General features: G+C 69.1%; 34 protein-coding genes. 15 read left to right on the top strand and 19 right to left on the bottom strand.

Features of this window, described 5'->3' with window-relative positions; all coding sequences use genetic code 11:
• Position 1: 1 nt before the first annotated feature.
• Genes tadA through ABZ815_RS03300 form a run of 3 tightly spaced genes read right to left on the bottom strand, consistent with a single transcriptional unit; the run spans position 2 to position 1488 of the window.
• Positions 2–472: a tRNA adenosine(34) deaminase TadA gene (gene tadA, locus ABZ815_RS03310; protein WP_357693410.1), complete on the bottom strand. Its 471-nt coding sequence runs from the start codon at positions 470–472 to the stop codon at positions 2–4.
• 11 nt (positions 473–483) lie between these two features.
• Positions 484–960: a tRNA adenosine deaminase-associated protein gene (locus ABZ815_RS03305; RefSeq protein ID WP_357693408.1), complete on the bottom strand. Its 477-nt coding sequence runs from the start codon at positions 958–960 to the stop codon at positions 484–486.
• An 18-nt stretch (positions 961–978) separates the two neighbouring features.
• A complete protein-coding gene (locus ABZ815_RS03300; RefSeq protein ID WP_357693406.1) occupies positions 979–1488 on the bottom strand; it encodes a tRNA adenosine deaminase-associated protein in 510 nt (169 codons plus the stop codon).
• Between the two features lie 155 nt (positions 1489–1643).
• Here ABZ815_RS03300 and upp point away from each other — a divergent pair, with 155 nt between their 5' ends.
• The 6 genes from upp (at position 1644) to ABZ815_RS03270 (ending at position 5718) form a co-directional block, all read left to right on the top strand.
• Positions 1644–2282, top strand: coding sequence for a uracil phosphoribosyltransferase (gene upp / locus ABZ815_RS03295; RefSeq protein ID WP_357693404.1), 639 nt, complete (start codon positions 1644–1646; stop codon positions 2280–2282).
• 210 nt (positions 2283–2492) lie between these two features.
• Positions 2493–2717, top strand: a complete 225-nt coding sequence (locus ABZ815_RS03290; protein ID WP_352318442.1) for a hypothetical protein — start codon at positions 2493–2495, stop codon at positions 2715–2717.
• 97 nt (positions 2718–2814) lie between these two features.
• Entirely contained in the window at positions 2815–2973 is a 159-nt protein-coding gene (locus tag ABZ815_RS03285) for a hypothetical protein (protein WP_352318444.1), read from the top strand.
• On the top strand, positions 2970–3503 hold the full coding sequence (locus ABZ815_RS03280; RefSeq protein WP_125640563.1) for a PH domain-containing protein: 534 nt from the start codon (positions 2970–2972) through the stop codon (positions 3501–3503). Before ABZ815_RS03285 ends, ABZ815_RS03280 begins: the two co-directional genes overlap by 4 nt.
• A 96-nt stretch (positions 3504–3599) precedes the next feature.
• A complete protein-coding gene (locus tag ABZ815_RS03275) occupies positions 3600–4943 on the top strand; it encodes a helix-turn-helix transcriptional regulator (protein WP_357693401.1) in 1344 nt (447 codons plus the stop codon).
• Positions 4944–5043: 100 nt separating this feature from the next.
• Positions 5044–5718, top strand: coding sequence for a FadR/GntR family transcriptional regulator (locus tag ABZ815_RS03270; protein WP_357693399.1), 675 nt, complete (start codon positions 5044–5046; stop codon positions 5716–5718).
• A 7-nt stretch (positions 5719–5725) separates the two neighbouring features.
• Here ABZ815_RS03270 and ABZ815_RS03265 read toward each other — a convergent pair whose 3' ends face one another.
• The gene (locus ABZ815_RS03265) at positions 5726–6568 is read right to left on the bottom strand and encodes an SDR family oxidoreductase (RefSeq protein ID WP_357693398.1); all 843 of its coding nucleotides are present in this window, start codon (positions 6566–6568) and stop codon (positions 5726–5728) included.
• Positions 6565–6852: an antibiotic biosynthesis monooxygenase gene (locus ABZ815_RS03260; RefSeq protein WP_357693396.1), complete on the bottom strand. Its 288-nt coding sequence runs from the start codon at positions 6850–6852 to the stop codon at positions 6565–6567. Before ABZ815_RS03260 ends, ABZ815_RS03265 begins: the two co-directional genes overlap by 4 nt.
• A gap of 63 nt (positions 6853–6915) precedes the next feature.
• Between ABZ815_RS03260 and ABZ815_RS03255 the strand changes: the two genes are divergently transcribed.
• Positions 6916–7371: a helix-turn-helix domain-containing protein gene (locus ABZ815_RS03255; RefSeq protein WP_357693395.1), complete on the top strand. Its 456-nt coding sequence runs from the start codon at positions 6916–6918 to the stop codon at positions 7369–7371.
• Between the two features lie 4 nt (positions 7372–7375).
• On the opposite strand, the gene dnaN is transcribed toward ABZ815_RS03255, so the two are convergent.
• The 3 genes from dnaN to ABZ815_RS03240 all read right to left on the bottom strand — a co-directional run bounded on the left by dnaN (position 7376) and on the right by ABZ815_RS03240 (position 10669).
• Complete coding sequence (gene dnaN, locus ABZ815_RS03250; protein ID WP_357693394.1) at positions 7376–8473, bottom strand: DNA polymerase III subunit beta; 1098 nt, start codon at positions 8471–8473, stop codon at positions 7376–7378.
• A 124-nt stretch (positions 8474–8597) separates the two neighbouring features.
• The gene (locus tag ABZ815_RS03245) at positions 8598–9251 is read right to left on the bottom strand and encodes a response regulator transcription factor (RefSeq protein ID WP_357693392.1); all 654 of its coding nucleotides are present in this window, start codon (positions 9249–9251) and stop codon (positions 8598–8600) included.
• Complete coding sequence (locus tag ABZ815_RS03240; protein ID WP_357693390.1) at positions 9251–10669, bottom strand: histidine kinase; 1419 nt, start codon at positions 10667–10669, stop codon at positions 9251–9253. Before ABZ815_RS03240 ends, ABZ815_RS03245 begins: the two co-directional genes overlap by 1 nt.
• 109 nt (positions 10670–10778) lie before the next feature.
• Between ABZ815_RS03240 and ABZ815_RS03235 the strand changes: the two genes are divergently transcribed.
• Together ABZ815_RS03235 and ABZ815_RS03230 are read left to right on the top strand one after the other, a co-directional pair.
• Complete coding sequence (locus tag ABZ815_RS03235) at positions 10779–11684, top strand: ABC transporter ATP-binding protein (protein WP_357693388.1); 906 nt, start codon at positions 10779–10781, stop codon at positions 11682–11684.
• Positions 11681–12412: an ABC transporter permease gene (locus tag ABZ815_RS03230; protein ID WP_357693386.1), complete on the top strand. Its 732-nt coding sequence runs from the start codon at positions 11681–11683 to the stop codon at positions 12410–12412. Before ABZ815_RS03235 ends, ABZ815_RS03230 begins: the two co-directional genes overlap by 4 nt.
• A 5-nt stretch (positions 12413–12417) precedes the next feature.
• On the opposite strand, the gene ABZ815_RS03225 is transcribed toward ABZ815_RS03230, so the two are convergent.
• Positions 12418–13329, bottom strand: coding sequence for an SMP-30/gluconolactonase/LRE family protein (locus ABZ815_RS03225; protein WP_357693384.1), 912 nt, complete (start codon positions 13327–13329; stop codon positions 12418–12420).
• A 56-nt stretch (positions 13330–13385) separates the two neighbouring features.
• On the opposite strand from ABZ815_RS03225, the gene ABZ815_RS03220 reads away from it, so the two are divergent.
• Together ABZ815_RS03220 and soxR are read left to right on the top strand one after the other, a co-directional pair.
• Positions 13386–13817, top strand: a complete 432-nt coding sequence (locus ABZ815_RS03220) for an Lrp/AsnC family transcriptional regulator (protein WP_357693382.1) — start codon at positions 13386–13388, stop codon at positions 13815–13817.
• A gap of 9 nt (positions 13818–13826) precedes the next feature.
• Entirely contained in the window at positions 13827–14333 is a 507-nt protein-coding gene (soxR, locus tag ABZ815_RS03215; RefSeq protein WP_357693380.1) for a redox-sensitive transcriptional activator SoxR, read from the top strand.
• Here the strand turns inward: soxR and ABZ815_RS03210 are convergent.
• Positions 14299–14754 (bottom strand): universal stress protein, encoded by a 456-nt coding sequence (locus ABZ815_RS03210; protein ID WP_357693378.1) that lies wholly within the window; start codon positions 14752–14754, stop codon positions 14299–14301. The two genes, soxR and ABZ815_RS03210, sit on opposite strands and share 35 nt — an antisense overlap.
• A gap of 104 nt (positions 14755–14858) precedes the next feature.
• On the bottom strand, positions 14859–17492 hold the full coding sequence (locus tag ABZ815_RS03205) for a replicative DNA helicase (protein ID WP_357693376.1): 2634 nt from the start codon (positions 17490–17492) through the stop codon (positions 14859–14861).
• A 284-nt stretch (positions 17493–17776) separates the two neighbouring features.
• Between ABZ815_RS03205 and ABZ815_RS03200 the strand changes: the two genes are divergently transcribed.
• Together ABZ815_RS03200 and ABZ815_RS03195 are read left to right on the top strand one after the other, a co-directional pair.
• Positions 17777–19078: an MATE family efflux transporter gene (locus ABZ815_RS03200; protein ID WP_357693374.1), complete on the top strand. Its 1302-nt coding sequence runs from the start codon at positions 17777–17779 to the stop codon at positions 19076–19078.
• A gap of 122 nt (positions 19079–19200) precedes the next feature.
• Complete coding sequence (locus tag ABZ815_RS03195) at positions 19201–20670, top strand: amino acid permease (RefSeq protein WP_357693372.1); 1470 nt, start codon at positions 19201–19203, stop codon at positions 20668–20670.
• Here ABZ815_RS03195 and ABZ815_RS03190 read toward each other — a convergent pair.
• The 7 genes from ABZ815_RS03190 to rpsF form a co-directional block, all read right to left on the bottom strand.
• The gene (locus ABZ815_RS03190) at positions 20667–21410 is read right to left on the bottom strand and encodes an amino acid ABC transporter ATP-binding protein (protein WP_357693370.1); all 744 of its coding nucleotides are present in this window, start codon (positions 21408–21410) and stop codon (positions 20667–20669) included. The two genes, ABZ815_RS03195 and ABZ815_RS03190, sit on opposite strands and share 4 nt — an antisense overlap.
• Positions 21407–22267, bottom strand: a complete 861-nt coding sequence (locus tag ABZ815_RS03185; RefSeq protein ID WP_357693368.1) for an amino acid ABC transporter permease — start codon at positions 22265–22267, stop codon at positions 21407–21409. Before ABZ815_RS03185 ends, ABZ815_RS03190 begins: the two co-directional genes overlap by 4 nt.
• Positions 22264–23133 (bottom strand): ABC transporter substrate-binding protein, encoded by an 870-nt coding sequence (locus ABZ815_RS03180; RefSeq protein ID WP_357693366.1) that lies wholly within the window; start codon positions 23131–23133, stop codon positions 22264–22266. The genes ABZ815_RS03185 and ABZ815_RS03180 overlap by 4 nt, the downstream gene beginning before the upstream one ends.
• 292 nt (positions 23134–23425) lie before the next feature.
• Positions 23426–23872, bottom strand: a complete 447-nt coding sequence (rplI, locus tag ABZ815_RS03175) for a 50S ribosomal protein L9 (RefSeq protein ID WP_357693364.1) — start codon at positions 23870–23872, stop codon at positions 23426–23428.
• A gap of 14 nt (positions 23873–23886) precedes the next feature.
• On the bottom strand, positions 23887–24123 hold the full coding sequence (rpsR, locus tag ABZ815_RS03170) for a 30S ribosomal protein S18 (RefSeq protein ID WP_020543048.1): 237 nt from the start codon (positions 24121–24123) through the stop codon (positions 23887–23889).
• A 63-nt stretch (positions 24124–24186) separates the two neighbouring features.
• Positions 24187–24753, bottom strand: coding sequence for a single-stranded DNA-binding protein (locus ABZ815_RS03165; RefSeq protein WP_357693362.1), 567 nt, complete (start codon positions 24751–24753; stop codon positions 24187–24189).
• A gap of 147 nt (positions 24754–24900) precedes the next feature.
• Positions 24901–25191, bottom strand: a complete 291-nt coding sequence (gene rpsF, locus ABZ815_RS03160; RefSeq protein ID WP_026214314.1) for a 30S ribosomal protein S6 — start codon at positions 25189–25191, stop codon at positions 24901–24903.
• A 191-nt stretch (positions 25192–25382) separates the two neighbouring features.
• Between rpsF and ABZ815_RS03155 the strand changes: the two genes are divergently transcribed.
• Entirely contained in the window at positions 25383–25700 is a 318-nt protein-coding gene (locus ABZ815_RS03155; RefSeq protein WP_357693361.1) for a hypothetical protein, read from the top strand.
• A gap of 58 nt (positions 25701–25758) precedes the next feature.
• On the opposite strand, the gene ABZ815_RS03150 is transcribed toward ABZ815_RS03155, so the two are convergent.
• Complete coding sequence (locus ABZ815_RS03150) at positions 25759–25938, bottom strand: hypothetical protein (RefSeq protein ID WP_357693360.1); 180 nt, start codon at positions 25936–25938, stop codon at positions 25759–25761.
• Positions 25939–26014: 76 nt separating this feature from the next.
• On the opposite strand from ABZ815_RS03150, the gene ABZ815_RS03145 reads away from it, so the two are divergent.
• Positions 26015–26758: a deoxyribonuclease IV gene (locus ABZ815_RS03145; protein WP_357693359.1), complete on the top strand. Its 744-nt coding sequence runs from the start codon at positions 26015–26017 to the stop codon at positions 26756–26758.
• Positions 26759–26850: the final 92 nt, after the last annotated feature.

The following is a 26850-nucleotide window of genomic DNA, read 5'->3' as shown; positions in this document are numbered from 1 at the left end:
CTTACCGGATTCTGCGAGTGGCGAAGAACTCCTTAAGGACAGCGGAGCACTCTTCGGCCAAGACACCCATGACGACCTCGGGCCGGTGGTTGAGTCTCCGGTCACGTACGACGTCCCAGAGCGAGCCCACGGCGCCGCCCTTCTCGTCCACGGCGCCGTACACGATCCGGTCGACCCGGGCGAGCACGGCCGCGCCCGCGCACATCGTGCAGGGCTCCAGGGTGACCACCAGCGTGCAGCCGGCCAGCCGCCACTGCCCGCGCAGCGCGGCGGCCCGCCTGAGCGCGAGCACCTCGGCGTGCGCGGTGGGATCGGCGGCGGACTCGCGATCGTTGCCCGCCGCGGCCAGCACCTCGCCGAGCGGCCCGAGCACGACGGCGCCGACGGGGATCTCGCCCCTGCCCCCGGCCGCGACGGCCTCGGCCAGGGCCAGGCGCATCGCTTCCTCGTGGGCCGCTTCCTCGTGGGTCACTTTCTCGTGGGTCAACGCAACCGGTCGAGCTCGTCGGCGAACGACAGCCGTTCGGCGATCACCGAGAGGACGTCGGCGGGCAGCAGGCCCTCCTCCATGCTCAGCTCCAGCAGCTCCTCCGAGCTCACGCCGAGATCGCTGAGCAGCTCGAAGTCACCGGCGGGACGGATGCCGAGGCCGTTGCCCTCCTTGTCGGGGGCCACGCCGGCGAACTCGGCGAACAGCTCCCCCATGCCGTTGGAGGTGATCGCGTGCACGTCCGACAGGAACACCCGGGGCTCGTCCTCGCCGCGGTAGCGGGCGATGGCGAACCATTCGTCCTCGACCTCGACGCAGAGCAGGGCCAGCTCGTCGCCCGTCAGGCCCAGGGCCTCGATGACGGCGTCGCCGAAGTCGTCGACGATCTCCGCGTGGCGCAGGTCGACCTCTGCACCGGTCCAGCCGTCGGAAGTCCTGACAAAAGCCGCAGAGAAGGTGTTGGACGCCATGCCCGCACTCCAGGGGGGTCAGCCGAAGACCGTTTCGATGGCACGCTCGAACGGCTCGGAGAAGCCGAGCCGCGCGGCGATGCTGGACAGCACATCTTCGGGGAGGAGATCGATGTCGCCGGAGAGGATGCCCAGCTCCATCTCGTCCAACCCGAGATCGGCGAAGATCGACAGATCTCCCGCCGGCAGCACGGTCTCCTCGTCCTGGAGGATCTCGTCGAGCTCCTCCTCGTCGGGGACCGGCACGTCGAGGTAGTGCAGCACCTGGCGGGCGAGCGGGAAGTCCCAGGAGGCGGCGATGTCGGACAGGAAGACGTCGACCCGGTCACCGAGGACGCGCAGCGCCACGAAGAACTCGTCGCCGACCGCGACCAGGCCGATCGTGCCGCTCTCGCTCGGCTGCTGCCTGAGGGCCTGGATCAGGCCCTGGAGGTCGGACGTGAGCGTGACGGGCAACAACTCCGCGTGCCACCGCTCGTCCTCGCGATAAATCACGATGGCGAAGTCGAGCGCATCTTCGTCTGTCATCGCCATCCCCACCCGAGCCTCTGACACGACAGGTTCGCACCAGACCCCAATCGTTCCAGAACAGGCCACGCGGCGTGTGCCTCTCCGACCAAATTGTGATCAAAACCAAAGGCCCGAGGTGCCACCACTCCGTCCACCGGATACCGTTGGCCTCTATGGAAACCCTCGTCGTCGACCATCCGCTCGTGGCCCACAAGCTCACCACGCTGCGCGATGTCCGCACCGACTCGCCGACCTTCCGCAGGCTCGCGGACGAGCTGGTGACGCTGCTGGCGTACGAGGCGACGCGCGACGTACGGGTCACCGACGTCACCGTCCAGACCCCGGTCTCCCCCGCCCACGGCGTGCGCCTGGCCAAGCCGCAGCCGCTGGTCGTGCCCATCCTGCGCGCCGGGCTCGGCATGCTCGACGGCATGACGCGGCTGCTGCCCACCGCCGAGGTCGGCTTCCTCGGGATGATCCGCAACGAGTCCACCCTCCAGGCCGAGACGTACGCCACCCGCCTGCCCGACGACCTGTCCGGGCGTCAGTGCTTCGTCGTCGACCCGATGCTCGCCACCGGCGGCACGCTCGCCGCGGCCGTGCAGTTCCTGTTCGACCGGGGCGCGGTCGACGTCACCGCCATCTGCCTGCTGGCCGCCCCCGAGGGCCTGGCGTACATGGACAAGGTGTTCGCCAACTCCGGCAAGCCCATCCGCGTGGTCACCGCCGCCCTCGACGAGCGGCTCAACGAGAACGGCTACATCGTCCCCGGGCTCGGCGACGCCGGCGACCGCCTCTACGGCGTGGTCTGACCCTTCCATCGGCTCCCCTTCTCCTTACGCTGGGTCGTCACTTCGTTACATACTGTGGTTGGGTGGGTACGAAGAGACAGGAAGGGAACTTCCGCATGCGCGTGGGGGAAGCACGATGAGCGACATGCCCGGTGCCAAGGGGTCCTCGTGAATGAGCGAGCACCCGGCAACAGCAGTGCCCCGTCTCATGCGACCGGCACAGGAGGGCGCATGAGCGAGCACACCGAGGCGGACCCGACTCCGTACGCGGAGGTGGAGGCCGCACTTCGCGACGAGTTCGCCGGCGTGCATTCCTCGACCACCGTAACGCGCTGTGTGGAAGCAGCGCACTACGGCGCGCTGGAAGTCACCGGTTATGCGCATCCGAGCCTTGTGGAACGCATCGCCCGGAAGCACCTTCACGTCCTGGCGCTGGTCGCCAGCGAACGTGGCTAAGCAAGATCAAAACTAACCCGCCAAGTTACCTTTACCCCGGCTAGCGGGTGGGTAATGTATACGGCGGGTGGAGTGGGTTAGTGGCACGGAGGCGACAGTGCAGGTCAAAAAAGTCCTCACATACGGTGGTATCGCGTTTGTGGCGTACTACCTGTTCGCGCGACCAGCTGATGCCGCAGACGCGGTGAAGGGAGCGTTCGACACGGTGTTCAACGCGGCCGACTCTCTGGCCCAATTTGTGAACAATCTCGCATGAGACTGGTGACCCACGGGGACTCTGCTCCGTCGTCGGTCAACCGCTACCTCCTCCCCAACGAACAACAGGTCATCATGGTGCGGCGTCATCCCGCCGTACTTCTGCGTCCGGTCGCCGAGGTCTTCGGCGGCCTGGTCGTCGCCGGGCTCCTCAGCAAGTTCTTCGGTGGTGGGGAGTCCGGCGGCACCGCGCTCGTCGTGGTGTGGTGGCTGTGGCTGCTGCTGCTCGTCCGCTTCGTATGGAAAGTCGCGGAGTGGTCGGTCGATTACTTTGTGGTGACGTCCAAGCGCATGTTGCTCACCACAGGGTTGATCACGCGCAAGGTCGCGATGATGCCGCTCGGCAAGGTCACCGACATGAGCTTCCAGCGATCTCTCCTGGGGCGCATGCTCGGTTACGGCGAGTTCATCCTCGAGTCCGCTGGTCAGGACCAGGCTCTGTCAACGGTCGAGTACATTCCGTATCCGGAGACCCTCTACCTGGAGGTCTGCCAGATGCTTTTTCCCAGCAAGGACGAGAGCGACGATTAATCTCGACGTGGCAAATTCTTCACGCGGGGATACCAGATTCGGCCACTTCATGCAATCATTGCGTGTTGTTGACCCTTCCCCGCCTTGAGAGATGAGATGCCGAGTCAGGGAACCATCGGTGACCGCGTCCGTGGACTGCGGCTGAACAGGCGGATGTCCCAGGCCCAGTTGGCCGGACCCGACCTGTCTGACAGTTATGTCTCGCTCATCGAGTCGGGCAAGCGTACGCCGACTCCTGTCGTGGCCCGCCTCCTCGCCGAGCGGCTGGGATGCACCACCGAGTTCCTCCTGCACGGCATCGAGCCGAGGCAGCGCATCGACACCGAGCTGGGTCTCCGCCATGCCGAGCTGGAGCTGCAGCACGGCGACCCCGCGGTTGCGGCCGACCGTTTCACGGAGATCGTGAAGGCCGCCGACGAGGAGAACGCCATGCTCACCGCGCACGCCCGGTTCGGCCGGGCCCGTGCGCTGGAGGTGCAGGGGCGTCTCGGGCAGGCCGTCGAGGCGTTCGAGCGGCTGCGCAGGGAGGCCGCCGCGCATCCCGAGCGCCTGGCCGACCTGCCGCTCACGATCGCGCTGAGCCGCTGCTACCAGCGGGCCGGCGACCGGTTGAGGGCCCGTGACCTTGCCGCGTCCGCGCTGGAGCAGGCCGAGCGGCTGTCCATCTCGCAGGGCGAGATCGCGGTCGACCTGGCCACCGCTCTGGTCGAGGCGCGCAGCGAGCGTCAGGGCGACTCCCCCGAGCTCGAGTACGTCAAGAGGGTGCTGGACAACAGCGGCGTTCCTGAAGTTATGGACCGTTCCGAGGAAATCCACGCGCTGTGGCAGGCGAGTTCCGCCGCCGCCGCCGGGGAGGACTCCGCGCTGGCCGTGCGCCTGGCCGACGACGCCATCATGGCGGGCCGTCAGGCCCGGCTCGCGCTTCAGCTCGCGCGGGCGGCCATGCACTGGTCCAGGCTGGTCACCGCGCCCCTCGACGAGGCCGAGCGGCTGGCCGCCGCCGCGTCGCGCGCCTTCGCCGCCTCTCCCGGCAGCGTCCGTGAGCACGGCGAGAGCCTGATCGCGCACGCGCGGGTCCGGCTGCGGGCGGGCGACCAGACGGGCGCCGCCGAGCTGGCCACCACGGCGCTGGGGCTGGCCCACGACGGTTCGGGCACCACGCCGGCCGAGGCTAACCTTCTGCTCGCCACCGTCGCGCTCGACCTCGACGGCAGTGCCACGACGCAGCTCCGCACCGCGCACGAGATGCTCGACTCGCTCGACCGTCCGGTGTTCGGGTCCGACAGGCAGGCCGCCCGCTGCTGGCGCGAGCTGGGTGACCTCTACGGCAGGGTCGGGGCGAGAGCACAGCAGACCGCGGCATATCGTAAAGCCCTTGAAGCTGCCGGAGTTCGCTCGGCATTGGCAGGGGTGACGGTAGACGCCACGGTCGCGCACTGAACCTCCGGGAGCTCCAGATTTGGACTTTTGAGTCTGGAATAATTAGGGTCTACCAGTCATTGACTCATAGGATGATTGGTTTCCCCGGAGGAGGCGGACTGTGAGTCTGCGTACGGCGCAGCGGGCTTCGCTCGTCGACCAGGTGATCGATCAGCTCAAGGAGCAGATCACCTCAGGGTCGTGGCAGATGAACGGCAAGATCCCCACCGAGACGGTGCTCGCCGAGCAGCTCGGGGTGGGGCGCAACACCGTTCGCGAGGCCGTACGTGCGTTGACGCACGCCGGGCTGCTGGAGTGCCGTCAGGGGGACGGCACTTACGTCCGGGCGACCAGTGAGCTGTCGGGGGCGATGCTGCGCCGGCTGCGCCAGGCCGAGCAGCTGGAGATCCTTGAGGTGCGGCGCGCGCTGGAGGTCGAGTCCGCCCGGCTGGCCGCGACCCGCCGCACCGACGAGGACATCCGCCGCATCGAGGCCGCGCTGGCCGAACGCGACCGCGCCTGGGAGCTGGACGACCCCGACTTCTTCGTCGAGGCCGACCTCGCCTTCCACATGGCGGTCGCGCACGCCACCCACAACCTCGTGCTCATCGACCTCTACGAGGACTTCTCGGCTGCCCTGCGGGCCAGCATCACGGCCGCGGGCACGTCGTTCAACAAGAGCTACATCCCGCACGACGCCATCGCCCGTGCCATCGCCGCCGGGGACGCCACCGCGGCCGAGCGGGCCGGGCACGCGTGCATGGAGCACATCCTCATCGCCCTCACCGACGCCTGACCGGCTGTCAGGCGGCGGGACGCAGCTCGGCCGCATGGTCCTTCGCGAACTCGGTGAAGGACCGGCCCGGGCGTCCCGTCACGTCGGTGAAGGCCGTCGTCGTGAGGTCGCCCCAGTTCCCGGAGTACGCGTTGAGGTACTCCCTGGTGACGGCCGCGTCCCACTCGCGCAGGCCGGCGTCGAGCATCGAGCGGTAGGCGTCGTCGGGCGTCACGGGCTGGTAGGCGATCGGCGTGCCGTAGACCTCGGTCAGGGCGGTGGCCGCCTCCCCCAGCGAGATGCTGGCCGGGCCCGTGAGCGTGTAGGTGCGGCCCTTGTGCGACGCCGGGTCGCGCAGCACCGCGGCGGCGAAGTCGCCGATGTCGCGGACGTCGATCAACCCGATCCTGCCCTCCCCCGTGCCGCCGTAGAGGGTGTCGCCGTTGACCGAGCCCAGCAGGTTCTGCATGAAGAAGGCCGGGCGGATGACGGTCCAGTCGAGGCCCGAGGCGGCCAGCTCGACGTCGGACAGGGCGTGCAGGCGGCCGTTGCGGGTGGGGGCGTCGTGGGCGGCCCCGATGGCCGACAGGCGCACGACGTGACGCACCCCTGCCTTCCTGGCCGCCCAGAGGGCGTTCATGCTCGCGTGGGGCGCCTGGGGGCCCATGGCGGTCAACAGCCACAAGGTGTCGACGCCCGCGAAGGCCGCGTCGAGCGTGGCGGGATCGTCGAGGTCGCCGACGGCCACTTCGACGCCCGCGGGAGCCTTGGCCGCGTCGCGCACCAGGACGCGCACGTCGGTCAGGTCGCCGAGGGACCTCAGCACGGCGCCGGAGACGGTGCCGGTGGCACCGGTGATCAGGATGGTCATCGCAATGTCCCCTCTTCTGCGGAGCTCAACTCGTCGATCAGGTCGAAGAACTTCTGGATGCCCGGCAGGTTCGCCCCCTTGGCGCGGGAGGCGGCGAAATCGTCGCCCGAGCGCCAGTCGACGATGTCCAGCCATTCGTCGTCGGACAGGCGGACGAGCCTGGCGCCGAGGAAGCCGGCGCGGTCGGCCGCGAAGTCGGCGAGCATGTCCGGGCGGGCCGCCAGCAACTGGTCGGCACGCTCCGGGGACACTCTGAATCTGGTGAGTTCAACCGTCGTCGTCATGCCACGACAATATAGTAAGAATCAGTGACAGTCAAAATCAGTGACTAAATGGAGGGCCGACACGTGCGCAGGAGTCATCGCAAGCAGGACGAACCAGACCTCGGTGTCCTGGCGGGGCGCACGCTCTTCGCCCTGCAGGGCGAGCTCTTCGCCAAGCTGGCCGAGCAGGGGCATCCGGGTCTGCGGCCGCGGCACGGGGCGGTGCTGGCCTACCTGGACGAGGAGGGCAGCAGGGCGACCGACCTGGCGGCGCAGTCGGGGCAGCACAAGCAGGTGATCGGCACGCTGGTGGACGAGCTGGTCGCGCTCGGCTACGTGGAACGGCAGCCCGACCCGGCCGACCGCCGGGCCAAGCTGATCGTGCCCACGGAGAAGGCGCTGGACCACATGACCAGGTCGGACGCCATCATCGCCGAGATGGAGGCCGCGCACGCACAGGCCGTGGGCGAGCAGGCGTACGCGGAGTTCAAGAGGGTCTTCAAGCTGGTCGCCGAGCGGCAGACGGGCGCGGCGGGATGACGGCTCAGGTCAGGCGCAGCGACATGACCAGGTAGCGGAAGGCGGGCTGGGCGTCGCCCGGGACGTCCTGGATGAGGGCGGGCCTGGTCGGTGACTCCATGTTGATCCTGGCCAGCTCGGTCTCGATGCCGGTCAGGCCGTCGAGCAGGAACTGCGACTGGAAGGCGATCTGGATGTCGTCGCCGCGCAGGTCGCATCCGACCACCTCGGTGCCGCGCCCGATGTCGCCGCCGCCCGCCTGGATCAGCACCTGGCCCTGCGAGAACGACAGCCGGATCGCGGTGTTGCGCTCGGCCACCAGGGCCACTCGCTTGATCGCGTTGACGAACGGCGTCACCGCGACGTCGGCCCTGATCGACCAATCGGAGGTCAGCCTGGCCCGGTAGTCGATGAACTGCTCGTCGAGCAGGCGCACGGTGGTGCTGCGGCCGACGCTCTCGAACCCGGCCACGCCGTCGCCCATCGCGACCGACACCTCGCCGCCGCGCAGCGACTTGGCCACCTCCACCAGCACCTTCGCCGGCACCATGGCCGAGACGGCGACGCCCGGCGCGGCCGGACGCCAGACGAAGTCGTGGGCGGCGATGCGGTAGCGGTCGGTGGCGGCCATCGCCACGGACTCGCCGTCGATGTCGACCCGGACGCCGGTGAGCATCGGCAGCGTGTCGTCGCGGCTGGCCGCGGGCGCGACCTGGCTGACCGCGGTGGCGAACACGCCGCCGCCGATCGCGCCGATGCTCGGAGGCATCGTCGGCAGGGCCGGGAAGTCCTCGACGGGCATCGTGATCAGCCCGAACTCGGCGCTCCCGCAGGTCAGCACGGCCTCGGCACCCTCGGTGACGATCTCGACGTCTTCGGCCGGCAGGCTGCGGCTGATCTCGGCGAGCAGCTTGCCGGGGATGAGCACGCTGCCGGGCTCGGCCACGTCGGCGTCGACCCGGGCGCGCGCGGAGACGTCGTAGTCGAAGGCGGACAGGGTCAGCTCGTCGCCCGCCTCCAGGAGCAACCCGGAAAGTACGGGCACCACCGGGCGGCTGGGCAGGACCCTGGCGGCCCATGCCACCGCATCTGCCAGTACATCGCGGTTAACCCGGATCTTCACGAGGATCCACCCTTTCGTCGCGCCGTGCCTCTATGAAAATAGCCGCTCCCACCGACAACTCCGGCTTAGCCCGGGCACGACTGGGCGGCCAGTGACCATTGAGCCTGGTGGGGCCGGAAGGGCGTCAGGCCCGGCTGTTCAGGTACGCGAGCACGGCGAGGACGCGGCGGTTGTCGTCGTCGGAGGGGGCCAGGCCGAGCTTGGCGAAGATGCCGGCCGTGTGCTTGGCGACGGCGCTCTCGCTCAGGTAGAGCCGCTGGGAGATCGCGGCGTTGGAGCGGCCCTCGGCCATGGCCTCCAGCACCTCGCGCTCGCGCGGCGTGAGCGCGGCCAGCGGCTCGTTCCTGGCGTTGCTGGCCAGCAGCTTGGCGATCACCTCGGGGTCCATCGCGGTGCCGCCCTCGGCCACCCTGCGCACGGCGTCGATGAACTGCTCCGCGTTGAACACCCGGTCCTTCAGCAGGTAGCCGATGCCGCCCGAACCGTCGGCCAGCAGCTCGCGGGCGTAGAGCTGCTCGACGTGCTGCGACAGCACGAGGACGGGCAACCCCGGCACCTGCGCGCGGGCGGTCAGCGCGGCCTGAAGGCCCTCGTCGGTGAACGTGGGCGGCAGCCGTACGTCGACGACCGAGACGTCGGGACGCAGCTCCAGCAGCGCCTTCAGCAGCTCGGGGCCGCTCTCGACCGCGGCGACGACCGTGAAGCCGTGCGCCTGCAACAGGTGGACCAGGCCGTCTCTGAGCAGGTAGAGGTCTTCGGCGACCAGCACCCGCTTCATCAGCAGGACCCCAGACCACCGACACGGCCGAGTACGAGGCTTCTGTTGTGGACGAGCCGGATACGCATGGCCGCAATGTACATGATGGTGCCAATGGCGATGTTGAACACGATCAGCGGCCATTGCAGGGGTTCGGGCAGGTATAGGGCGAGGAACCAGCTCCGCTCGTCGATGTGGGCCGCCTTGAAGACGGCCGTGACGAGGCCCTGGGGGAACAGCGGGCACCAGGCCGTGGCGTACAGGACGGCGATCGTGGCGGCCTTCCTGGGGGGCAGCTTGGTCTGCTCGGCCTGGTCGGGGAGCACGTGCGGGATGTCCAGGGTGACGACGGTGGGGCCGCCGGGCGGGCTGTGCAGGGCCAGCACGCCGTCGAAGGCGGCCAAGCGGCGTTCGATGCCGGTCAGGCCGCTGCCCGCGGCCGGGTCGGCGCCGCCCATGCCGTCGTCGCGGACGGTGATGCGCAGGGCCGCGCCGTTGACGCTGATGTCGATGGCCGCCGACTCGGCCCCGCTGTGCCGGGCGGCGTTGGCGAGCAGCTCGCTGATCGCGAAGTAGGCCGCCGCCTCCACCGGGGGCTCCAGGCGTTGGGGCAGCTCGACGTCCACCGTGACGCGCAGCGGGCTGTCCATGGCCAGGGCGCGTACGGCGTCGGCCAGGCCGCGCTCGGCCAGCACCGGCGGGTGGATGCCGCGGATGACGGTACGCAGCTCGGTCAGGGTCTCGGCCGAGGCGTCCCTGGTCTTGGCCAGCAGGGCCTTGGCGGCGGCCGGGTTGTCGTCGATGAGCTGCTCGACCGCGCCCAGCGTCATGCCGATGGCCACCAGGCGGGCCTGGGTGCCGTCGTGCAGGTCGCGTTCGATCCTGCGCATCTCGGCGGCCTGGGAGTCGGCGGCGAGGTTGCGTACCTGCCTGAGGTGGATGAGCTGGCCGGACAGGCGGCTGGCGGAGGTGGCGCCGAGCAGGAGGCGGACCATGAGGGCGTACAGCCGCAGGCCGCGCCCCGGGAACACGACGAACAGCGGCAGCAGCCCGACCTTGACGATCGGGTCGAGCACCAGCCAGAGCGTGTCGCGCCAGGTCGCCGGGTCGGTGAGCAGCCACTTGAACCGGTCGTTCCAGGCCGGCATGCGCGGCGACTTGTACAGCGTCCGGTCGACGCGGTAGAGGCCGTCGGACATGGGGACCGGCGGCGGCGGCTCGGGGAGGTAGGGCGGCTCGATCTCGATGCCGGTCCACGCGCGCAGCAGGCCGCGGTGCTTCTCGGCCGTGCGCCGGACCATCCGGGCCTGCCACGGGAAGAAGAAGACCATCCCGAGCGCGAACGACAGCGTGATCATGGCGCCGGCCAAGGGGATCAGCACGATCTCGACCAGCAGCAGCGCGTACAGGGCCGCGACCTGCCCGAACCTCTGAAGCATGCTCCCAGTCTGCGCCAACATCCGCGCCGGGAACACTGCACCTAGATACACCCTTGCCCGGCATCTACCGCGATTCCGCGAAAAAGCCGGGACTCCTAGCGTCGATGCCATGAAGGTGATCGAAGTGAGGAACCTGCGCAAGCAGTATCCGAACCACCTCGCGGTGGACGACGTGTCTTTCGAGGTCGCCGAGGGTGAGATCTTCGGCATCCTCGGCCCCAACGGCGCCGGCAAGACCACGACCGTGGAGTGCGTGGCGGGCATGCGCTCATCGGACGGCGGCACCGTACGCGTGACGGGCCTGGACCCACGCCGCGACCGGGACGAGCTGCGCCAGGTGCTCGGCATGCAACTGCAGAGCGCCGCGCTGCCGGAGAAGATCAAGGTGTGGGAGGCCCTGGACCTGTACGCCTCCTTCTACCCCGACCCCGCCGACTGGAGGGAACTGCTCGAACACGTCGGTCTCGGGCACAAGCGCGACGCCACGTTCAAGAACCTCTCCGGGGGCCAGCGGCAGCGGCTGTCGGTCGCGCTGGCGCTGGTGGGCCGGCCGCGGGTGGCGGTGCTCGACGAGCTGACCACCGGCCTCGACCCGCAGGCCCGCAGGGACACGTGGGAGCTGATCGAGCAGGTACGCGACTCGGGCGTGACGATCGTGCTGGTCACGCACTTCATGGAGGAGGCCGAGCGGCTCTGCGACCGGCTCGCGCTCATCGACGCGGGCAAGGTGGTGGCCACCGACACGCCCGCGGGGCTGATCGCCCAGGTGGGGGCCGAGCAGCACGTACGGTTCCGCCCCTCGGGCCCGCTGGACGACGCCGTGCTGCTGGCGCTGCCCGAGGTGCGCGAGGTCGTCAGGCACGGCGGGCAGGTCTCGGTGTCGGGCACCGGCAACCTCGCCCATGTGGTCACGCTGGCCCTGGCCCAGCACCAGATCATCCCCGCCGACCTGCGCATCGAGCAGGCGACCCTGGACGACGCGTTCCTCGCGCTCACCGGAAGGAAGTTGTCATGACGAAGATCCTGCTCGTGGAGGCCAAGCTGCACCTGCGCGACTGGCCGTTCATGATCTTCACCATCGGGTTGCCGGTCGGCCTGCTGCTGGTGCTGGGGCTCAGCGTGCCGGACATGACCAAGCCCGACGCATCCGGGCTGCGGTCGGTGGATGCGCAAATGCCGGCCCTGATGACCCTGCTCGCGCTGCTGACGCTGGCCCTCAGCGTGCTGCCCACCGTGCTGGCCGGCTACCGGGAGCAGGGCGTGCTCAGGCGCATGTCCACCACGCCGGTGCATCCGGGACGGCTGCTGACCGTCCAGCTCCTGATCAACCTGACCGTCGGGGCCGTGTCCACGGTCGTGCTGATCGTGGCCGGGATGGCGGCGTTCGGGACGTCGGCGCCCAGGCAGTGGCTCGGGTTCGTGCTGGTCTTCCTGCTCGGCACCGCCGCGCTGATGGCCATCGGCCTGGTGATCGCGGCGCTGGCGCCCAACGGGAAGGCGGCCTCGGGGATCGGGTCGGCGGTGATGTTCCCGCTGATGTTCGTCGGGGGCATGTGGCTGCCGCGCGAGATGATGCCGGACGCGCTGCGCAAGGTCAGCGACTTCTCCGTGGCCGGGCCCTTCGCCCAGGCGCTCAAGGACACCTGGGCCGGACAGGCCCCCCAACTCCTGCACGTGGTGGTGATGGCCGCAGGGCTGGCGGTGTTCGGGGGCCTGGCCGTGCGGCTGTTCCGGTGGGAGTAGGGACGTCAGCGGCGGGCCCAGACCGGGCGGGCACCGGTGACGTTGGTCATCAGGGAGTAGAGCGAAGAGGAGGAGGCGATGAACAGCCTGTTCCTCTTCTGTCCGCCGAACACCAGGTTCGCCGTGTTCTCCGGCAGCCTGAGCCGGCCGATCAGGGTGCCGTCGGGGTCGTGGCAGAGCAGCGCCTTGCCGGCCGCGGCCCAGACGCGGCCGGTGTCGTCGAGGCGCAGGCCGTCGAAGTTGTCGGCCGGGGTGCCCTCGGCGAAGACCTTGCCGCCCGACAGCGTGCCGTCCTCGCCGACCTCGAAGACGCGCAGGTGCCTGGCCCTGGTGTCGGCGACGTACAGGAGCTTCTCGTCGAGGGAGAAGGCCAGGCCGTTGGGACGGACGAAGTCGCCGGCCACCATGCGCACCTCGCCGGTCACCGGGTCGGCGCGGTAGACGTGGCAGCCGTCGATCTCCTGCTCGGCCACGACGCCCTCGTAGTTGCTGGTGATGCCGTACGGGGGGTCGGTGAACCAGACGGAGCCGTCGGAGCGCACGACGGCGTCGTTGGGGCTGTTGAGGCGCCTGCCCTGCCAGCGGTCGGCGATGACGGTGATCGAGCCGTCGTGCTCGGTGCGGGTGACGCGGCGGTTGCCCTGCTCGCAGGAGATCAGCCGGCCCTCGCGGTCGATGGTGTTGCCGTTGGTGTAGCCGGACGGCTGCCGGAACGTGCCGACCGTGCCGGTCGTCTCGTCCCAGCGGAGCATGCGCTCGTTGGGGATGTCGCTCCAGACCAGGTAACGGCCGGCCGGGAAGTAGACCGGGCCCTCGGCCCATCGGGTGCCCGTGTGGAGGCGTTCGAGCCGGTCGTCGCCGCCGATGCCGGCGAAACGCTCGTCGAGGGCTTCGAACTCGGTGGGGATCGTGTCCATGACGACCACCATACGACATTCGGTCATATCGACATTTCACCGTATAGGATTCAGCAATGGACGAGATCGACAGGACGCTGATCGGGTTGTTGCTGGAGGACGCGACGCAGTCGTACGCGGCGCTCGGCAAGGCGGTGGGGCTGTCCAGCGGGGCGGCGCACGAACGCGTACGGAAGCTGCGCGAGCGCGGCGTGATCAGACGGACCACGATCGAGGTGGACCAGGACGCCCTGGGCCGCACGGTGACCGCCTACGTCCTGGTGGACGGCGCGGCCTGGATGGGCGAGACCGCCGGTCCGCTGGCCGCGATCCCCGCCGTGGAGGAGGCCCACGTCATCGCGGGGCCGGCGTCGCTGCTGGTCAAGGTGCGCACGTCCAGCACCAAGGAGCTCCAGGACGTCCTGCGCCAGATCTTCGAGGTGGACGGCGTGACCGGCACCCAGACCATCGTCGTGCTGGAGACGTTCTTCGAGCGAACCCTCAAGTAAGCTTCAGGTATGGTCGCCTGGAACAGCAAAGAACTGACGGTCGGACAGCTCGCCGAACGCAGCGGCGTGGCCGTCTCCGCGCTGCACTTCTACGAGACCAAGGGTCTCATCGCCAGCCGCCGCACCGCCGGCAACCAGCGCCGCTACCACCGCGACACCCTGCGCAGGGTCGCCTTCATCCGGCTCTCGCAACGGCTCGGCATCCCCCTCGCGACCATCGGGGACGCGCTGTCCGAACTGCCCGACGGGCGCACCCCCAACCGGGAGGACTGGGCCAGGCTGTCGGCCGCCTGGCGCGGCGAGCTGGACGACCGCATCGAGCAGCTCCAGCGGCTGCGCGACGACCTGACCGACTGCATCGGCTGCGGCTGCCTGTCACTCGACCGATGCCCGGTCGCCAACCCGTACGACCGGCTCGGCGACGAAGGGCCGGGCGCCCGCCGCATGGACACCCGGCTGTCCCCGCCCAAGGTCTGCTGCGTCAGCCCTTCGGCGCCGCAACCGGCGGAACGATGAGCGTCGGCCGGTGGGCGTGGTGGAGCACATGGTTGGACACGCTGCCGAGCAGCACCGACCTGACCCCGGCCAGGCCCCGCGAGCCGGTCACGATGAGCGAGGCGTCGATCTCGTCGGCCACGTCGACGACCGTCTTCCAGATGGACTCGTTGTCGGCGACCGCGCGGTAGGTCACCTCGGGCAGACCGGCGGCGACAGCCAGCTCGGCGCCTTCCTTGGCGTAGTACTCGGCCTGGGCCTGCGCCTCGGTCTCGGTCTCCGGCGAGATCGCCCCCGCCGCCAGCGGGTACTTCCTCATCTGCACGAGCAGCGGCTCCCACACGGTGACGACGACGGTCGGCTGAGCGGCCAGATTCTTGGCGGCGAACTCGATGGCGCTGCGCGAATCCGCCGAGCCGTCGTAGGCGATCAGGATGGTCATGGCGTTCTCCCCTTTGCTTACGTCATCGGGTAGAGCGCCCTGATGATCGATCCCCATCCCTTCCGCGGCTGTCTGGTTTGTCACACCTTGACCGTCGTTTTGCGTCAGTGCTGAGCCATGTCCACAAAGCGGCTGTAGTGCCCCTGGAAGGCCACGGTCACCGTGGCGGTCGGGCCGTTACGGTGCTTGGCCACGATCAGGTCGGCCTCACCGGCCCGGGGCGACTCCCGCTCGTAGGCGTCCTCGCGATGCAACAGGATGACCATGTCGGCGTCCTGCTCGATGCTGTTGTGCACCGCGATGCCATTGGCGACGAAGTTGTGCGTGCCGAGGACCGTGGCGTCGAACACCGGCTGATCGCCCAGGCTCTCGATCGACTCGACCTCGTCCCAGAACACGTCGTTCGTCGCCAGCATCTCCATGTCGGCGTCGTCGAGGATCGAAGCCACTTTCCCCAGACGTTCCCGGCTCGGAGCGTGCTTCCACAACGTGCTGCCACAGGACTGGGTGCCGAGCCGGGCGGAGAACTCCCGGTGGGTCATGCCGCGCTCCGACAGGACGCCGCGCACACGGTCCCAGATCTCGGAGGGAATCGTGTCCAGGTTGGTGTTGCCCTTGATCTCCCGCAGCCGGCCCGCGGACGCGGCAGCCTGCGCCGACCGCTCACCGTGGACGCCCACCTCGTCCAGGAACCGGAGCTGGTTCTCGGCGCCGTAGACGACCAGCTGATACCCGGGCCTGTAGCCGGCCTTGCGCACCTCCTTCACGCGCGTCATCACGTTGAAGCGGAGAAGCAACCGAGCCACGTCGTCCACCAGCCGGCGACTCGTCGAGGCGTAGTAGATGCGCGACTGGCCGCTCTTCGCGTCCCACCACACGCATCCATCGGTCGCCCAGAGGTGCCGCAGGAACAAGGCAATCTGCTTCTTCGTCAGGGAGAAGACCCCATCGGGGACGAACTTCTCATGACTCCGCAGCCCGAAGAGCCCCAAGGAGTCCAGCCAGGCGGCGACGGGGTTGCGCCTGCCGTGAGTCAGCCGGTAGGGAGCCGGCAGCCTCAGAGTGGTGACCCGCGCGGCGGCGTACTCGTCACGAACGGCGCTGATGCCGAAGTGCTCCGCCGCCCGTGCCACCGACGTCAGGCATGCCTCGTCCGTGCTCGCATAGCGGATCGGCTGACGCTTGACGAAGGAGCCGTCACCGATCATGTGGGCGAGCAGCACGACCTCCGCCTCCGGCCACTCCTGGAGGCCTTCGGGGGCCGGAACGTGCCGCGGGACCGCCAGCCGGGACCCCGTGGCCAACTCTCCTAGAGGCCGCCAGCCGTCATAGGTCAGGAAGGGGTGGTTCGCGGTGGCCTCGATCTCACGCCCCGAGCGCAGGCGTAGACGGAAGACCTCCTTGACCCCGCTCGGGAAGGCGTGTGTCAACGTGCGTGGCACGAGCCGCAGCCGTTCGTCGAGCGACCACACCGGGACGTTCCGCGCACCGCTCTCCAGCAACTCGCCGATCGACACCTCGGCCCCGGTGTCGGCACGCATGATTCGGGTGGCGGCGGTCAGGCAGCCCGATTCGCGAAGGTCGCTAACTGCGGGGCGTTTGTCCGTACGCTGCTCGGGGCCACGGTTGAGCTGGGAGATGGCGATGACCGGCACCTCAAGCTCCTTGGCCAGCAGCTTGATCGCACGCGAGATCTCCGAGACCTCGTTCTGGCGGCTCTCGGTCTTCTTCGGCGAGCTCATGAGCTGGAGATAGTCGATGACCACGAACCGCAGGTCGTTGCGTTGCTTGAGCCGCCGGCACTTGGCCCGGATCTCCATCATCGACATGTTGGGCGAGTCGTCGATGAACAGCGGCGCCTCGGCCACCTCGCTCATCCTGCGCGCGAGGCGGGTCCAGTCGTCGTCGCCCATCATGCCCGAGCGCATCGCGTGCAGGGCGACCCTGGCCTCGGCGGACAGCAGACGCATGGTGATCTCGTTGCGGGACATTTCCAGCGAGAAGATGACAGTGGTCATTCCATGCTTAATCGCAGCAGAACGCGCAAAATCCAGACCCAGCGTGCTTTTGCCGATGGCCGGGCGGGCGGCCACGACGATCATCTGGCCCGGGTGGAGGCCGTTGGTGAGTTGGTCGAGGTCCTGGAAGCCGGTCGGGACGCCGACCATCTGGCCGCCGCGGCTGCCGATGGCCTCCAGCTCGTCGAGGGCGCCCGGCATGATGTCGGCCAGCGGCGCGTAGTCTTCCGACGTGCGGCGTTCGGTGACCTTGTAGATCTCCGCCTGGGCGCGGTCGACGAGGTCGTCGACCTCTTCGTTCTGGCCGCCGTAGCCGAAGGAGACGATGCGGGTGCCGGCCTCGATCAGGCGGCGCAGGATCGCCTGCTCGCGCACGATCTTGGCGTAGTAGCCGGCGTTGGCGGCCGTGGGGACGACCGCCGTCAGCGTGTGGAGGTAGGCGGCGCCGCCCACCCTGGCCATCTCGCCGCGTTTCTGCAGCTCGTCGAAGACGGTGACGGCGTCGGCGGGCTCGCCTCGGCCGTAGAGGTCGGTGATGACCTCGTAGACCATCTGGTGGGCGGGCCGGTAGAAGTCGTCGGAGCGCAGGATCTCCACGACGTCGGCGATGGCGTCCTTCGACAGCAGCATGCCGCCGAGCACGGACTGCTCCGCCTCGATGTTGTGCGGCGGGGTGCGATCGAAACCGGGGCCTCCGCCGCCCTCTTCGTCAATGCTCACCGCGCCCCCTCGAACAACCTTGCAGGCGGTCGCACCACCCCCACTTGTAGTCGACCGGTGTGACAGTTTCGCTGGTTCGGCGCGTGAGGGCAACGCGGCCTGTGGACAACGCTGTGGGTGAGCTGTGCACCAGCGCGCCCAGGGTGTGAAAGCTCTGTGGACGAGCCTGGGGATAACTCTTTCGGATATGCACCGATCATCGTCTGACCTGGGCAAACAGTGTCCACCGGCTGTGGAGGAAAGAAAGTTGGCCCGACACGCCGTGTAATGGCCATAATAGACAAATGCCCATTACACCCCAGGATCGGGAGATTTTGCGGCTCGCGCTGCCCGCGTTCGGCGCGCTGGTCGCCGAGCCGCTCTTCCTGCTCGCCGACTACGCCATCGTCGGCCACGGCCTCGGCACCACGGCCGTGGGCGCGCTGGGCGTGGCGGGGGCGGTCCTGGCGACGCTGGTGAACCTCTGCGTCTTCCTCGCCTACGGCACCACGGCGTCCGTGGCGCGGCAGAGCGGCGCCGGCAACCACGCGCGGGCCATGCGCAACGGCGTGGACGGCATCTGGCTGGCCCTGTCCATCGGCGTGGTGCTCATCGCCCTGGGCTGGCCGCTCGCGCCGGCCATGGTCGACCTGTTCGGAGCCGCTCCCGACCAGGCCGAGCTGGCCGTGACGTACCTGCGGATCAGCCTGCTCGGCGCGCCCGGGATGCTGGTCGTGCTGGCGGGCACCGGGGTGCTGCGCGGCCTGCAGGACACGGTCACGCCGCTGGTGGTGGCCGTGGGCTCGTTCGCGCTCAACGCGGCGCTGAACGCCTGGTTCGTGCTCGGGCTGCATTGGGGCATCGCCGGGTCGGCGTGGGGCACCACACTGGCCCAGACGCTCGGAGCCGTCGTCTACCTGGTCGTGGTGGTCAGGGGCGCCCGGCGGCTCGGCACGCCGCTCACGCCCGACCTCGCGGGCGTCCGGCAGGCCGGTACGGCCGGTCTCGCCCTGCTCATCCGTACGGTGTGCCTGCGGATCGTGCTGATCGTGGGCACGGTGGTCGCCACCCGGATGGGCCAGGCCCAACTGGCCGCGTACGCCATCGCCGGCCAGGTGTGGAACCTGATGGCCTTCGCCCTCGACGCGATCGCGATCGCCGGCCAGGCCATCACCGGACGCTCGCTCGGCGCCGGGGACACGGTCGTCACCAGGGCCGCGACCAGGCGGATGATGCAGTGGGGCCTGTGGTCGGGCCTGGCGCTCGGCGTGGCGGTCGTGGCGGCCAGGCCGCTGCTGCCCGGCCTGTTCGGCGCCGACCCGGCGGTGACCGACGAGCTTCTGGCCGTGTTGTGGCCGGTCGCGCTGTTCCAGCCGATCTGCGGGGTGGTGTTCGTGCTCGACGGCGTGCTGATCGGCGCGGGCGACCAGCGCTACCTGGCCTGGGCCGGGGTGTGGACGACGCTGGCGTACCTGCCCGCGGCCTTCCTGGCCGCCGAGTTCGGCCTGGTCGCGCTCTGGTGCGCGCTCGGGGTGTGGATGATCGCCCGGCTGGTCACCCTCACCCGGCGGGCGGCCGGCACGGCCTGGCTGGTGACCGGCGCGTAGCCGATCCGACCTGCCGCGTCACCCCGGCGGACGGCCGGAGTCCGGGTCACCGTAATCGTCTTGTGCTTGCCGTTGTCCAACTGGTGAGACAGCATGGGCGAGTTCCCTGAGCGGGGTGTTCCGTGTCCACGATTCTGCGACGACTGCCGCCGTCAGAGGCGACCGGGTTACGCACCGGCGCCCGCCACAGCCTGTCCGAGGTCTATCGCCCGGCCGACCTCGTGGTTCTCGGGCTCGGCGTGATCATCGGAGCCGGCATCTTCAGCGTCGCCGGCGAGCAGGCCCAGACCACCGCGGGGCCCGGCGTGATCCTCTCGTTCATGATCGCCGGGATCGCGTGCCTGCTGGCGTGCCTGTGCTACGCCGAGCTGTCGTCCACGATGCCGACCTCGGGCAGCGCCTACACCTTCACGTACGTCATCTTCGGCGAGGTCTGGGCGTGGATCATCGGCTGGGCGTTGATCCTGGAGCTGCAGTTCGCCGCCGCGGTGGTGGCCAGGGCTTGGGCGTCCATCGCGGTCAAGGCGGTCGCCGACTTCGGCGTACGGGTGCCGCAGTCCGTGGACGACGTGCTCGTCCTGGTCATCCTGGTGCTGCTGACGGGCATCGTGGCCCTCGGCGCGCGGGTCGGGCTGCGGGCGCTGTGGATCATGGTGTCGGCCAAGCTGCTGGCCATCGGGGCGGTCATCGTCGTGGGCCTGGCCCACATCGACGTGGCCAACTACGGCGACTTCTACGTCGAGCCCAAGGTGTTGCCCGTGCGTCCGCGGACCGTCATCGAGCTCTTCGCCGGGCACGGCATGGCCTTCGGCTGGTTCGGCGTCTTCGCGGCGGCCTCGGCGATCGCGTTCGCCTACATCGGCTTCGACATCGTCGCCACCTCGGCCGAGGAGAGCGTCAACGCGCCGAAGGCCGTGCCCAAGGGCATGATCCGCAGCCTGGTGATCGCCACGGTCATCTACCTCGCGGTCGCGCTCGTCATGGTGGGCATGGTCTCGTACACGAAGATCAGCGGGGACGCGCCGCTGTCGAGCGCGTTCCGTGCCGTGGGCGTGGACTGGATGGTGCACGTCATCGACGCGGGGGCGGTGCTCGGGCTGACGACGGTGATCCTGGTGCTGATCGTGGGCCAGACGCGCGTGCTGTTCTCGATGGCCCGCGACGGGCTGATCCCGCGTGGCCTGGCCACGGTCAGCCGCAGGTACCACACGCCGACGCGGGTGACGCTGCTGATCGGGTTCATCGCGATCGTGCTGGCCGAGTTCGTGCCGGTGCTGACCATGCAGGAGCTGGTGGTGATCGGGACGCTGTTCGCGTTCCTGTTCGTGGCGGCGGGGGTGATCGTGATGCGGCGGCGCATGCCGCACCTGGAGCGCGGCTTCCGCGTGCCGCTCTCGCCGCTGCTGCCCGCGCTCTCGCTGGTCGCCACGCTCTGGCTCATGCTCAACCTGCGCGTGCTCACCTGGGCGTGGTTCGTCCTGTGGATGGCCTTCGGGCTGCTGGTCTACCTTCTGTACGGCCGCCGCCACAGCCTGCTCGCCACCCCGCGCGACGCCCCGGCCGAACCCGGCCGGGGCCGCCACCGCCGCTAGAGGCGTCCGGATTCGAGCACGCTGCGCAGGAACTCCCTGGTCCGCGGCTGCTCCGGCGAGGCGAAGATCTTCTCCGGCGGGCCCTTCTCCACCAGTACGCCGTCGTCGAGGAAGCACACGGTGTCGGAGATGTCGCGGCAGAAGCTCATCTCGTGGGTCGTGAGGATCATGGTCATCCCCGACTCCTTGAGCTCCCTGACGATCCCCAGCACCTCGACCACCAGCTGGGGGTCGAGCGCCGAGGTGACCTCGTCGAGCAGCATCAGCCTGGGCTGCATGGCCAGCGCCCTGATGACCGCCACCCGCTGCTGCTGGCCGCCCGAGAGCTGGTCGGGGTAGGCGCCGGCCTTGGCCGCCAGCCCGAACCTGGCCAGCAGCTCATGTGCCTCCTCCTCGGCCTGCTTCCTGGGCGTCTTGAGCACCTGGCGCGGCGCGAGCGTGACGTTGTCGAGCACGGTCATGTGCGGGAACAGGTTGAACGCCTGGAACACGATGCCGAGCCGCTTGCGCACGTCGTCGACGTCCACGCGGGGGTCGGTGATCTCCTGGCCGTCGAGGTGGATGGCGCCGTCGTCGACGGTCTCCAGCAGGTTCACGCAGCGCAGGAGGGTGGACTTGCCCGACCCGGACGCGCCGATCAGGCTGACGACCTCGTGCGCGCGCACCTCCAGGTCGATGCCGCGCAGCACGCTGTGACCGTGGAAGTTCTTCCACACCCCTTCGATGGTCAGCAGGCTCATGCGCCACGCCTCCTGCGCGTTCGGGCGGCCAGGTGGTCGGTGAGCCTGGCCATCGGGATCGTGAGCAGGATGAACAGCAGCGACGCGACCAGGTAGGGCGTGTAGTTGAACTTGCTGGAGGCGATGATCTGGGCCTGCCTGAGCGCCTCCAGCGGCCCGATGGTGGCCACCAGCGCGGTGTCCTTCTGCAGCGAGACGAAGTCGTTGAGCAGCGGCGGCACGACCCGGCGGGTGGCCTGCGGGAGCACGACGAACCGCATGGTCTTGACGTGGCTCAGGCCCAGCGAGCGGGCGGCCGCGACCTGGCTGGGGTGCACCGACTCGATGCCGGAGCGGAACACCTCGGCCACGTACGCGCCGTACGAGAGCGTCAGCCCGATCACGCCGAGCGTGGCCAGGTCCGTGGGGATGCCCTGCAGCCGCAGCGCGGGCAGCCCGAAGCCGACGAGGTAAATGACCAGGATCGTCGGCACGCCGCGGAAGACGTCGGTGTAGAGCGTGGCCAGGGCCCTGATCGGGAAGAACGCGGGCGTGGTGATGCCCCTGGCCAGCGCCACCAGCAGCCCGACGATCAGGATCAGCGGCTCGGCGATCAGGAACATCTTGATGTTGAGCAGGAACCCGTCCAGCACGTGGGGCAGCGCCTTGACGAACCACTCGGGGGCGAAGAACGCCTCCTGGACCCGGGGCCAGCCGGGCGAGTTCGTGACCAGGACCACGACCAGGACGATGAAGACGATCGTCGAGGCCGTGGCGATCGAGCCCGAGCGGCGCGCCCGCGACCTGCGGACGCGTTCGCGCTCAAGCTGCCGCTGCGAGGGGACGTGCTCGCTGGCGGGCTTACTCGTCGGACTCACGACAACTCAGGCGCGCCGGCGGCCGAGCCCAGCCACTCCTGCTCGATCTTCGCCAGGTCGCCCTTCGACTTCAGGGAGTCGACGGCCTTGTCCAGGCACGGCTTGAGCGCGCTGCCCTTCTCCATGACCAGGCCGAACTCCTCCGGCGTGCCCGCGGTCGAGCTGAACTGGCCGACGATCTTGGAGTTGTCCACCTGGGCGGCCGTGACGTAGAACGCGGTGGGCAGGTCGACGACGATCGCGTCCACCTGCTTGTTCTTCAGCGCGTTCACGGCGTCGACCTGGTCGTTGTAGACGTTGGGCTCGGCGGACGGCTTGATGACGTCCTTGACCCCGGCCAGCGACGTGGTGCCCACCTGGACGCCGAACTTGGCGTCCTTGAGCTCGGCCACGTTCTTCGCCTCGGCGAACTTGCTGCCCTTGATCGCCACGACGGCCTGCTTGACCGTGTAGTAGCCCTTGCTGAAGTCGACCGCCTTGGCCCGGTCGGGGTTGATCGAGACCTGGTTGACGTCGAAGTCGAACTGCTTGGCCCCCGGCGCGAACGCGGAGTCGAACTTGATCGTGCTCCACTGCACCTCGGTCCGGTCGAAGCCGAGCTCGCCGGCCACCGCGAACGCCACCGCGCTCTCGAAGCCCTGACCGTTGCTCGGGTCGTCGTCCTTGAACCACGGCTCGTAGGCCGGCTTGTCGGTGCCGATGGTGAGCTTGCCGCCGTTGACGAGCTTGAGCTGGTCCTTCGTGCACATGTCGGCAGCCGCGGAGCCGGTCGCCGTGGCCGCGGGGGCCGGTTGGTCCGCCGGGGCACATGCGACGGCCCCCACCGCGAGCACACCGATCGCGAGCAGCATCGTGGAACGGGCCATGGCAGAGCCTCCAGGGGGAAACACACACAAAGAACGCAGGCATTCTACGCGGCCCCCACGGGAAACAAGTGCGCAGGTCACCACGGCAGCCGGTCACGCGTGGGCGCGCGTCACGGCGGCCCGCCGGTGAAGGGTCAGCGGCCGTTCCCCTGGAGGGCCCTCGGCCGGAGCACGGCGGGTGGCCGGACCGGGCGCAGCCGTAAGGACCGGAAAAGGACACCGGCTACGGGCGGCGGGCACGGGAACGCGAAAAAGCCCCCCTCCTTGCGGAGAGGGGCTTGATCAGCGATCGTCAGCCGGCCACGACGTCGACGTCGACGGACGCCGACACCTCGGGGTGGAGCTTGACGGAGATCTTGTGCGACCCGACGCTCTTGATCGGGTTGCGGATCTCGATGCGACGGCGGTCGAGGGTCGGGCCACCGGCCGCCTTGACGGCGTCGGCGATGTCGCCCGTGGTGATCGAGCCGAACAGCCGGCCCGACTCGCCCGCGCGGGTGGTCAGCCGCACGCGCAGGGCGCCGAGCTGGCCGGCGACCTCCTTGGCGGTGCCGATGTCGCGGATCTCGCGAGCGTCGCGAGCCTTCTTGATGGTCTCGATCTGGCGCTCGGCGCCACGCGTCCAGCGCATGGCGTAGCCGCGCGGGATGAGGTAGTTACGGCCGTAGCCGTCCTTGACCTCGACGACGTCGCCAGGGGCGCCGAGGCCGGAGACCTCGTTGGTGAGGATGAGCTTCATGTCGACAGACCTCCTTAGCGCGCGGTGCTCGTGTAAGGCAGCAGAGCCACCTCACGGGCGTTCTTGATCGCGGTCGCCACGTCGCGCTGGTGCTGGGTGCAGTTGCCCGTCACCCGGCGCGCACGGATCTTGCCGCGGTCGGAGATGAACTTCCGAAGCAGCGCCGTGTCCTTGTAGTCGACGTATGAGATCTTGTCGTGGCAGAACAGGCAAACCTTCTTCTTGGGCTTGCGCAGTGCCGGCTTAGCCATCGTGGTGCTCCTCTCAGAGCCCCGCTTTTCGGGCGGGAATGGACTCGGGCTTGTGGACAGGTGTTAGAAAGGCGGTTCGTCGCTGAAGTCGTTGCCGCCGCCGAAGCCGCCGCCCTGGTTGCCGCCGCCGCCGCCGAAGCCGCCGCCACCACCGCCACCGCCCTGGTAGCCGCCGCCCTGGGGCGGGGCGGGCGAGGCAGAGGCCCACGGGTCGTCGGCAGGGCCGCCGCCGAAGCCGCCGCCACCGCCGCCGCCGCCCTGACGGGTGGTGCGGTTGACCTTGGCCGTGGCGTTGCGCAGGGACGGGCCGACCTCGTCGACCTCGACCTCATAGACCGTGCGCTTCTCGCCTTCCTTGGTCTCGTAAGACCGTTGCTTGAGCCGCCCCTGCACGATGACCCGCATGCCGCGCTGGAGGCTTTCGGCGGCGTTCTCCGCCGCCTGCCGCCACACGTTGCAGGTCAGGAAGAGGCTTTCGCCATCCTTCCACTCGTTGGTCTGGCGATCCATGAACCGCGGAGTGGACGCGATGCGGAATCGAGCCACCGCTTGACCCGTCGGGGTGAAGCGCAGCTCCGGGTCGTCGACAAGGTTGCCGACGATGGTGATTACGGTGTCGCCTGCTGCCATGGCTAGCGCTCGCCTTCCTGCACGCCTTCGCTTGGGTTACGGCTCAGAGTACGGGTGCTCTCCGACAAAAAGCCGGTGGTCGTCAACAAGAAACCCGCTCGTCGGCCCGCCACCGAGACGGCGGCCCGCTTCGCGGCCTTCCTGCTGCTAGTGCACGTCCGGGCGCAGGACCTTGGTGCGCAGGATGCCCTCGTTGAGGTTCATCTGCCGGTCGAGCTCCTTGACCGTCGCGGGCTCCGCGGACAGGTCGATGACGGCGTAGATGCCTTCCGACTTCTTGTCGATGTCGTAGGCGAGCCGACGACGGCCCCAGACGTCGACCTTCTCCACGGTGCCGCCGTCGTTGCGGACCACGGTGAGGAACTGGTCGAGGGACGGCGCGACAGTGCGCTCATCGAGCGAAGGGTCCAGAATGACCATTACTTCGTAACGACGCATGCGGGACTCCAACCTCCTCTGGACTCTTGCGGTCACGACACTCTGCCGTGACAGGAGGACGCTGACGTCAGGCCGCGGCGCCCCATTTCGGCGCCCCGGGTCGATGGATCACCCATCACAACGCAGCGCTGCCCAGGTTACCAGCCACGAGTAGGTGGGAAGGCATGTAAGAAAGCAAGGGGGTGGCGGCTGTGCCACATGTGCTTCATCCCTCTGAAAGGGAGCGGTTCAGGCTCACGCTCAACACCGACGGACGCTCTCACCCGGTGGAGAACGGCCTGGCGGTCGCGACACTGGCTTGCGGTCTCGTGGCGTTCGTCGCCGCGTTCTTCCCCGCCGCCCACGTGATCTCGTCCTGGCTCGGCACGCTCGGTTTCGGGACCGGTCTCTACTCGCAGTACATCTCGGTGACCACGCCTCAGCGCTCGGTCAACATCGTGGGTCTGGTGGCCTCGTTCGTGGGAGCCGTGCTCGGCATCGCCCACGGCGGCTTCCTGCCGCATCCTTGACGGGCCCCCGCACGGCGAACGGCCCCGGTGACGCCCGGGGCCGTCGTGTGTCCGCGGCTCACCTGCCGATGTGCAGGTCGATGCCGAGCAGGACCAGGAACCAGAGGAACACCGCGAGCAGTGCCTCGGCGACGTCCCGGAGGAGACCCGGGGTGATGTAGTCGTAGATCCAGGCGACGTAGATTCCGACGATCACGTAGACCAATAAGAGCAGCGCCCGCAGCCGCCAGCGTGTCATATGCGTTCTCCTCGGGGGTAGGGGGTGCCGGGCGTCTTCCCGGGGGCGGTCCCGCCAAACGGATAAGCTCCTTGACATGCTGCGTATCGGAGCTCACGTCGACCAGGACGATCCCGCCGCTCACGCCGAACGGGTCGGCGCGGAGGTCGTGCAGTTCTTCCTCGGCGATCCCCAGGGCTACGCCAAGCCGGTGCTACCGGACAAGCTGGTCGAAGGCGTCGACGTCTACATCCACGCGCCCTACCTGATCAACGTCGCCACGACGAACAACCGCATCAGGATCCCCAGCCGCAAGCTGCTCGAACAACATCTGAAGGCGGCCGCGGGGCTCGGCGCCAAGGGCCTGGTCGTGCACGGCGGCCACGTCAACAAGAGCGACGACCCGCAGGTGGGCTTCGACAACTGGCGCAAGGTGTTCGAGCGCATGGAGTGCCCGATCCCCGTGCTCATCGAGAACACCGCGGGCGGTGGCAACGCGATGGCCCGCAAGCTGGAGCGCATCGCCCGGCTGTGGGACGCGCTCGACGGCTTCGACGTGGGCTTCTGCCTCGACACCTGTCACGCGCACGCGGGCGGCGAGGAGCTGGTCGACCTGGTCGAGCGGGTCAAGGCGATCACCGGCCGGATCGACCTCGTCCACTGCAACGACTCGCGCGACGACTTCGACTCCGGCGCCGACCGGCACGCCAACCTGGGCCAGGGGAAGATCGACCCCGAGCTGATCCTGGCGGTCTGCCGCGCGGCGGGCGCCCCGGTCGTGGTGGAGACGCCGGGCGAGGGCCAGGCCGACGACATCGCGTTCCTGCGCAAGAACCTCTGAACGCGGCGCGAGAACCTCGGAACGCCGCGCGGGAGCCTCTGGACCGAAAACACACAGCCTGTGGATAACTTCCCTGGATTACCGAGGCGAAG

This window comes from Nonomuraea sp. NPDC047529, assembly GCF_040642995.1.
Taxonomy (GTDB): domain Bacteria; phylum Actinomycetota; class Actinomycetes; order Streptosporangiales; family Streptosporangiaceae; genus Nonomuraea.
The sequence above is the reverse complement of the archived record's forward strand: the minus strand, read 5'-3'. Positions and strand labels throughout refer to the sequence as shown.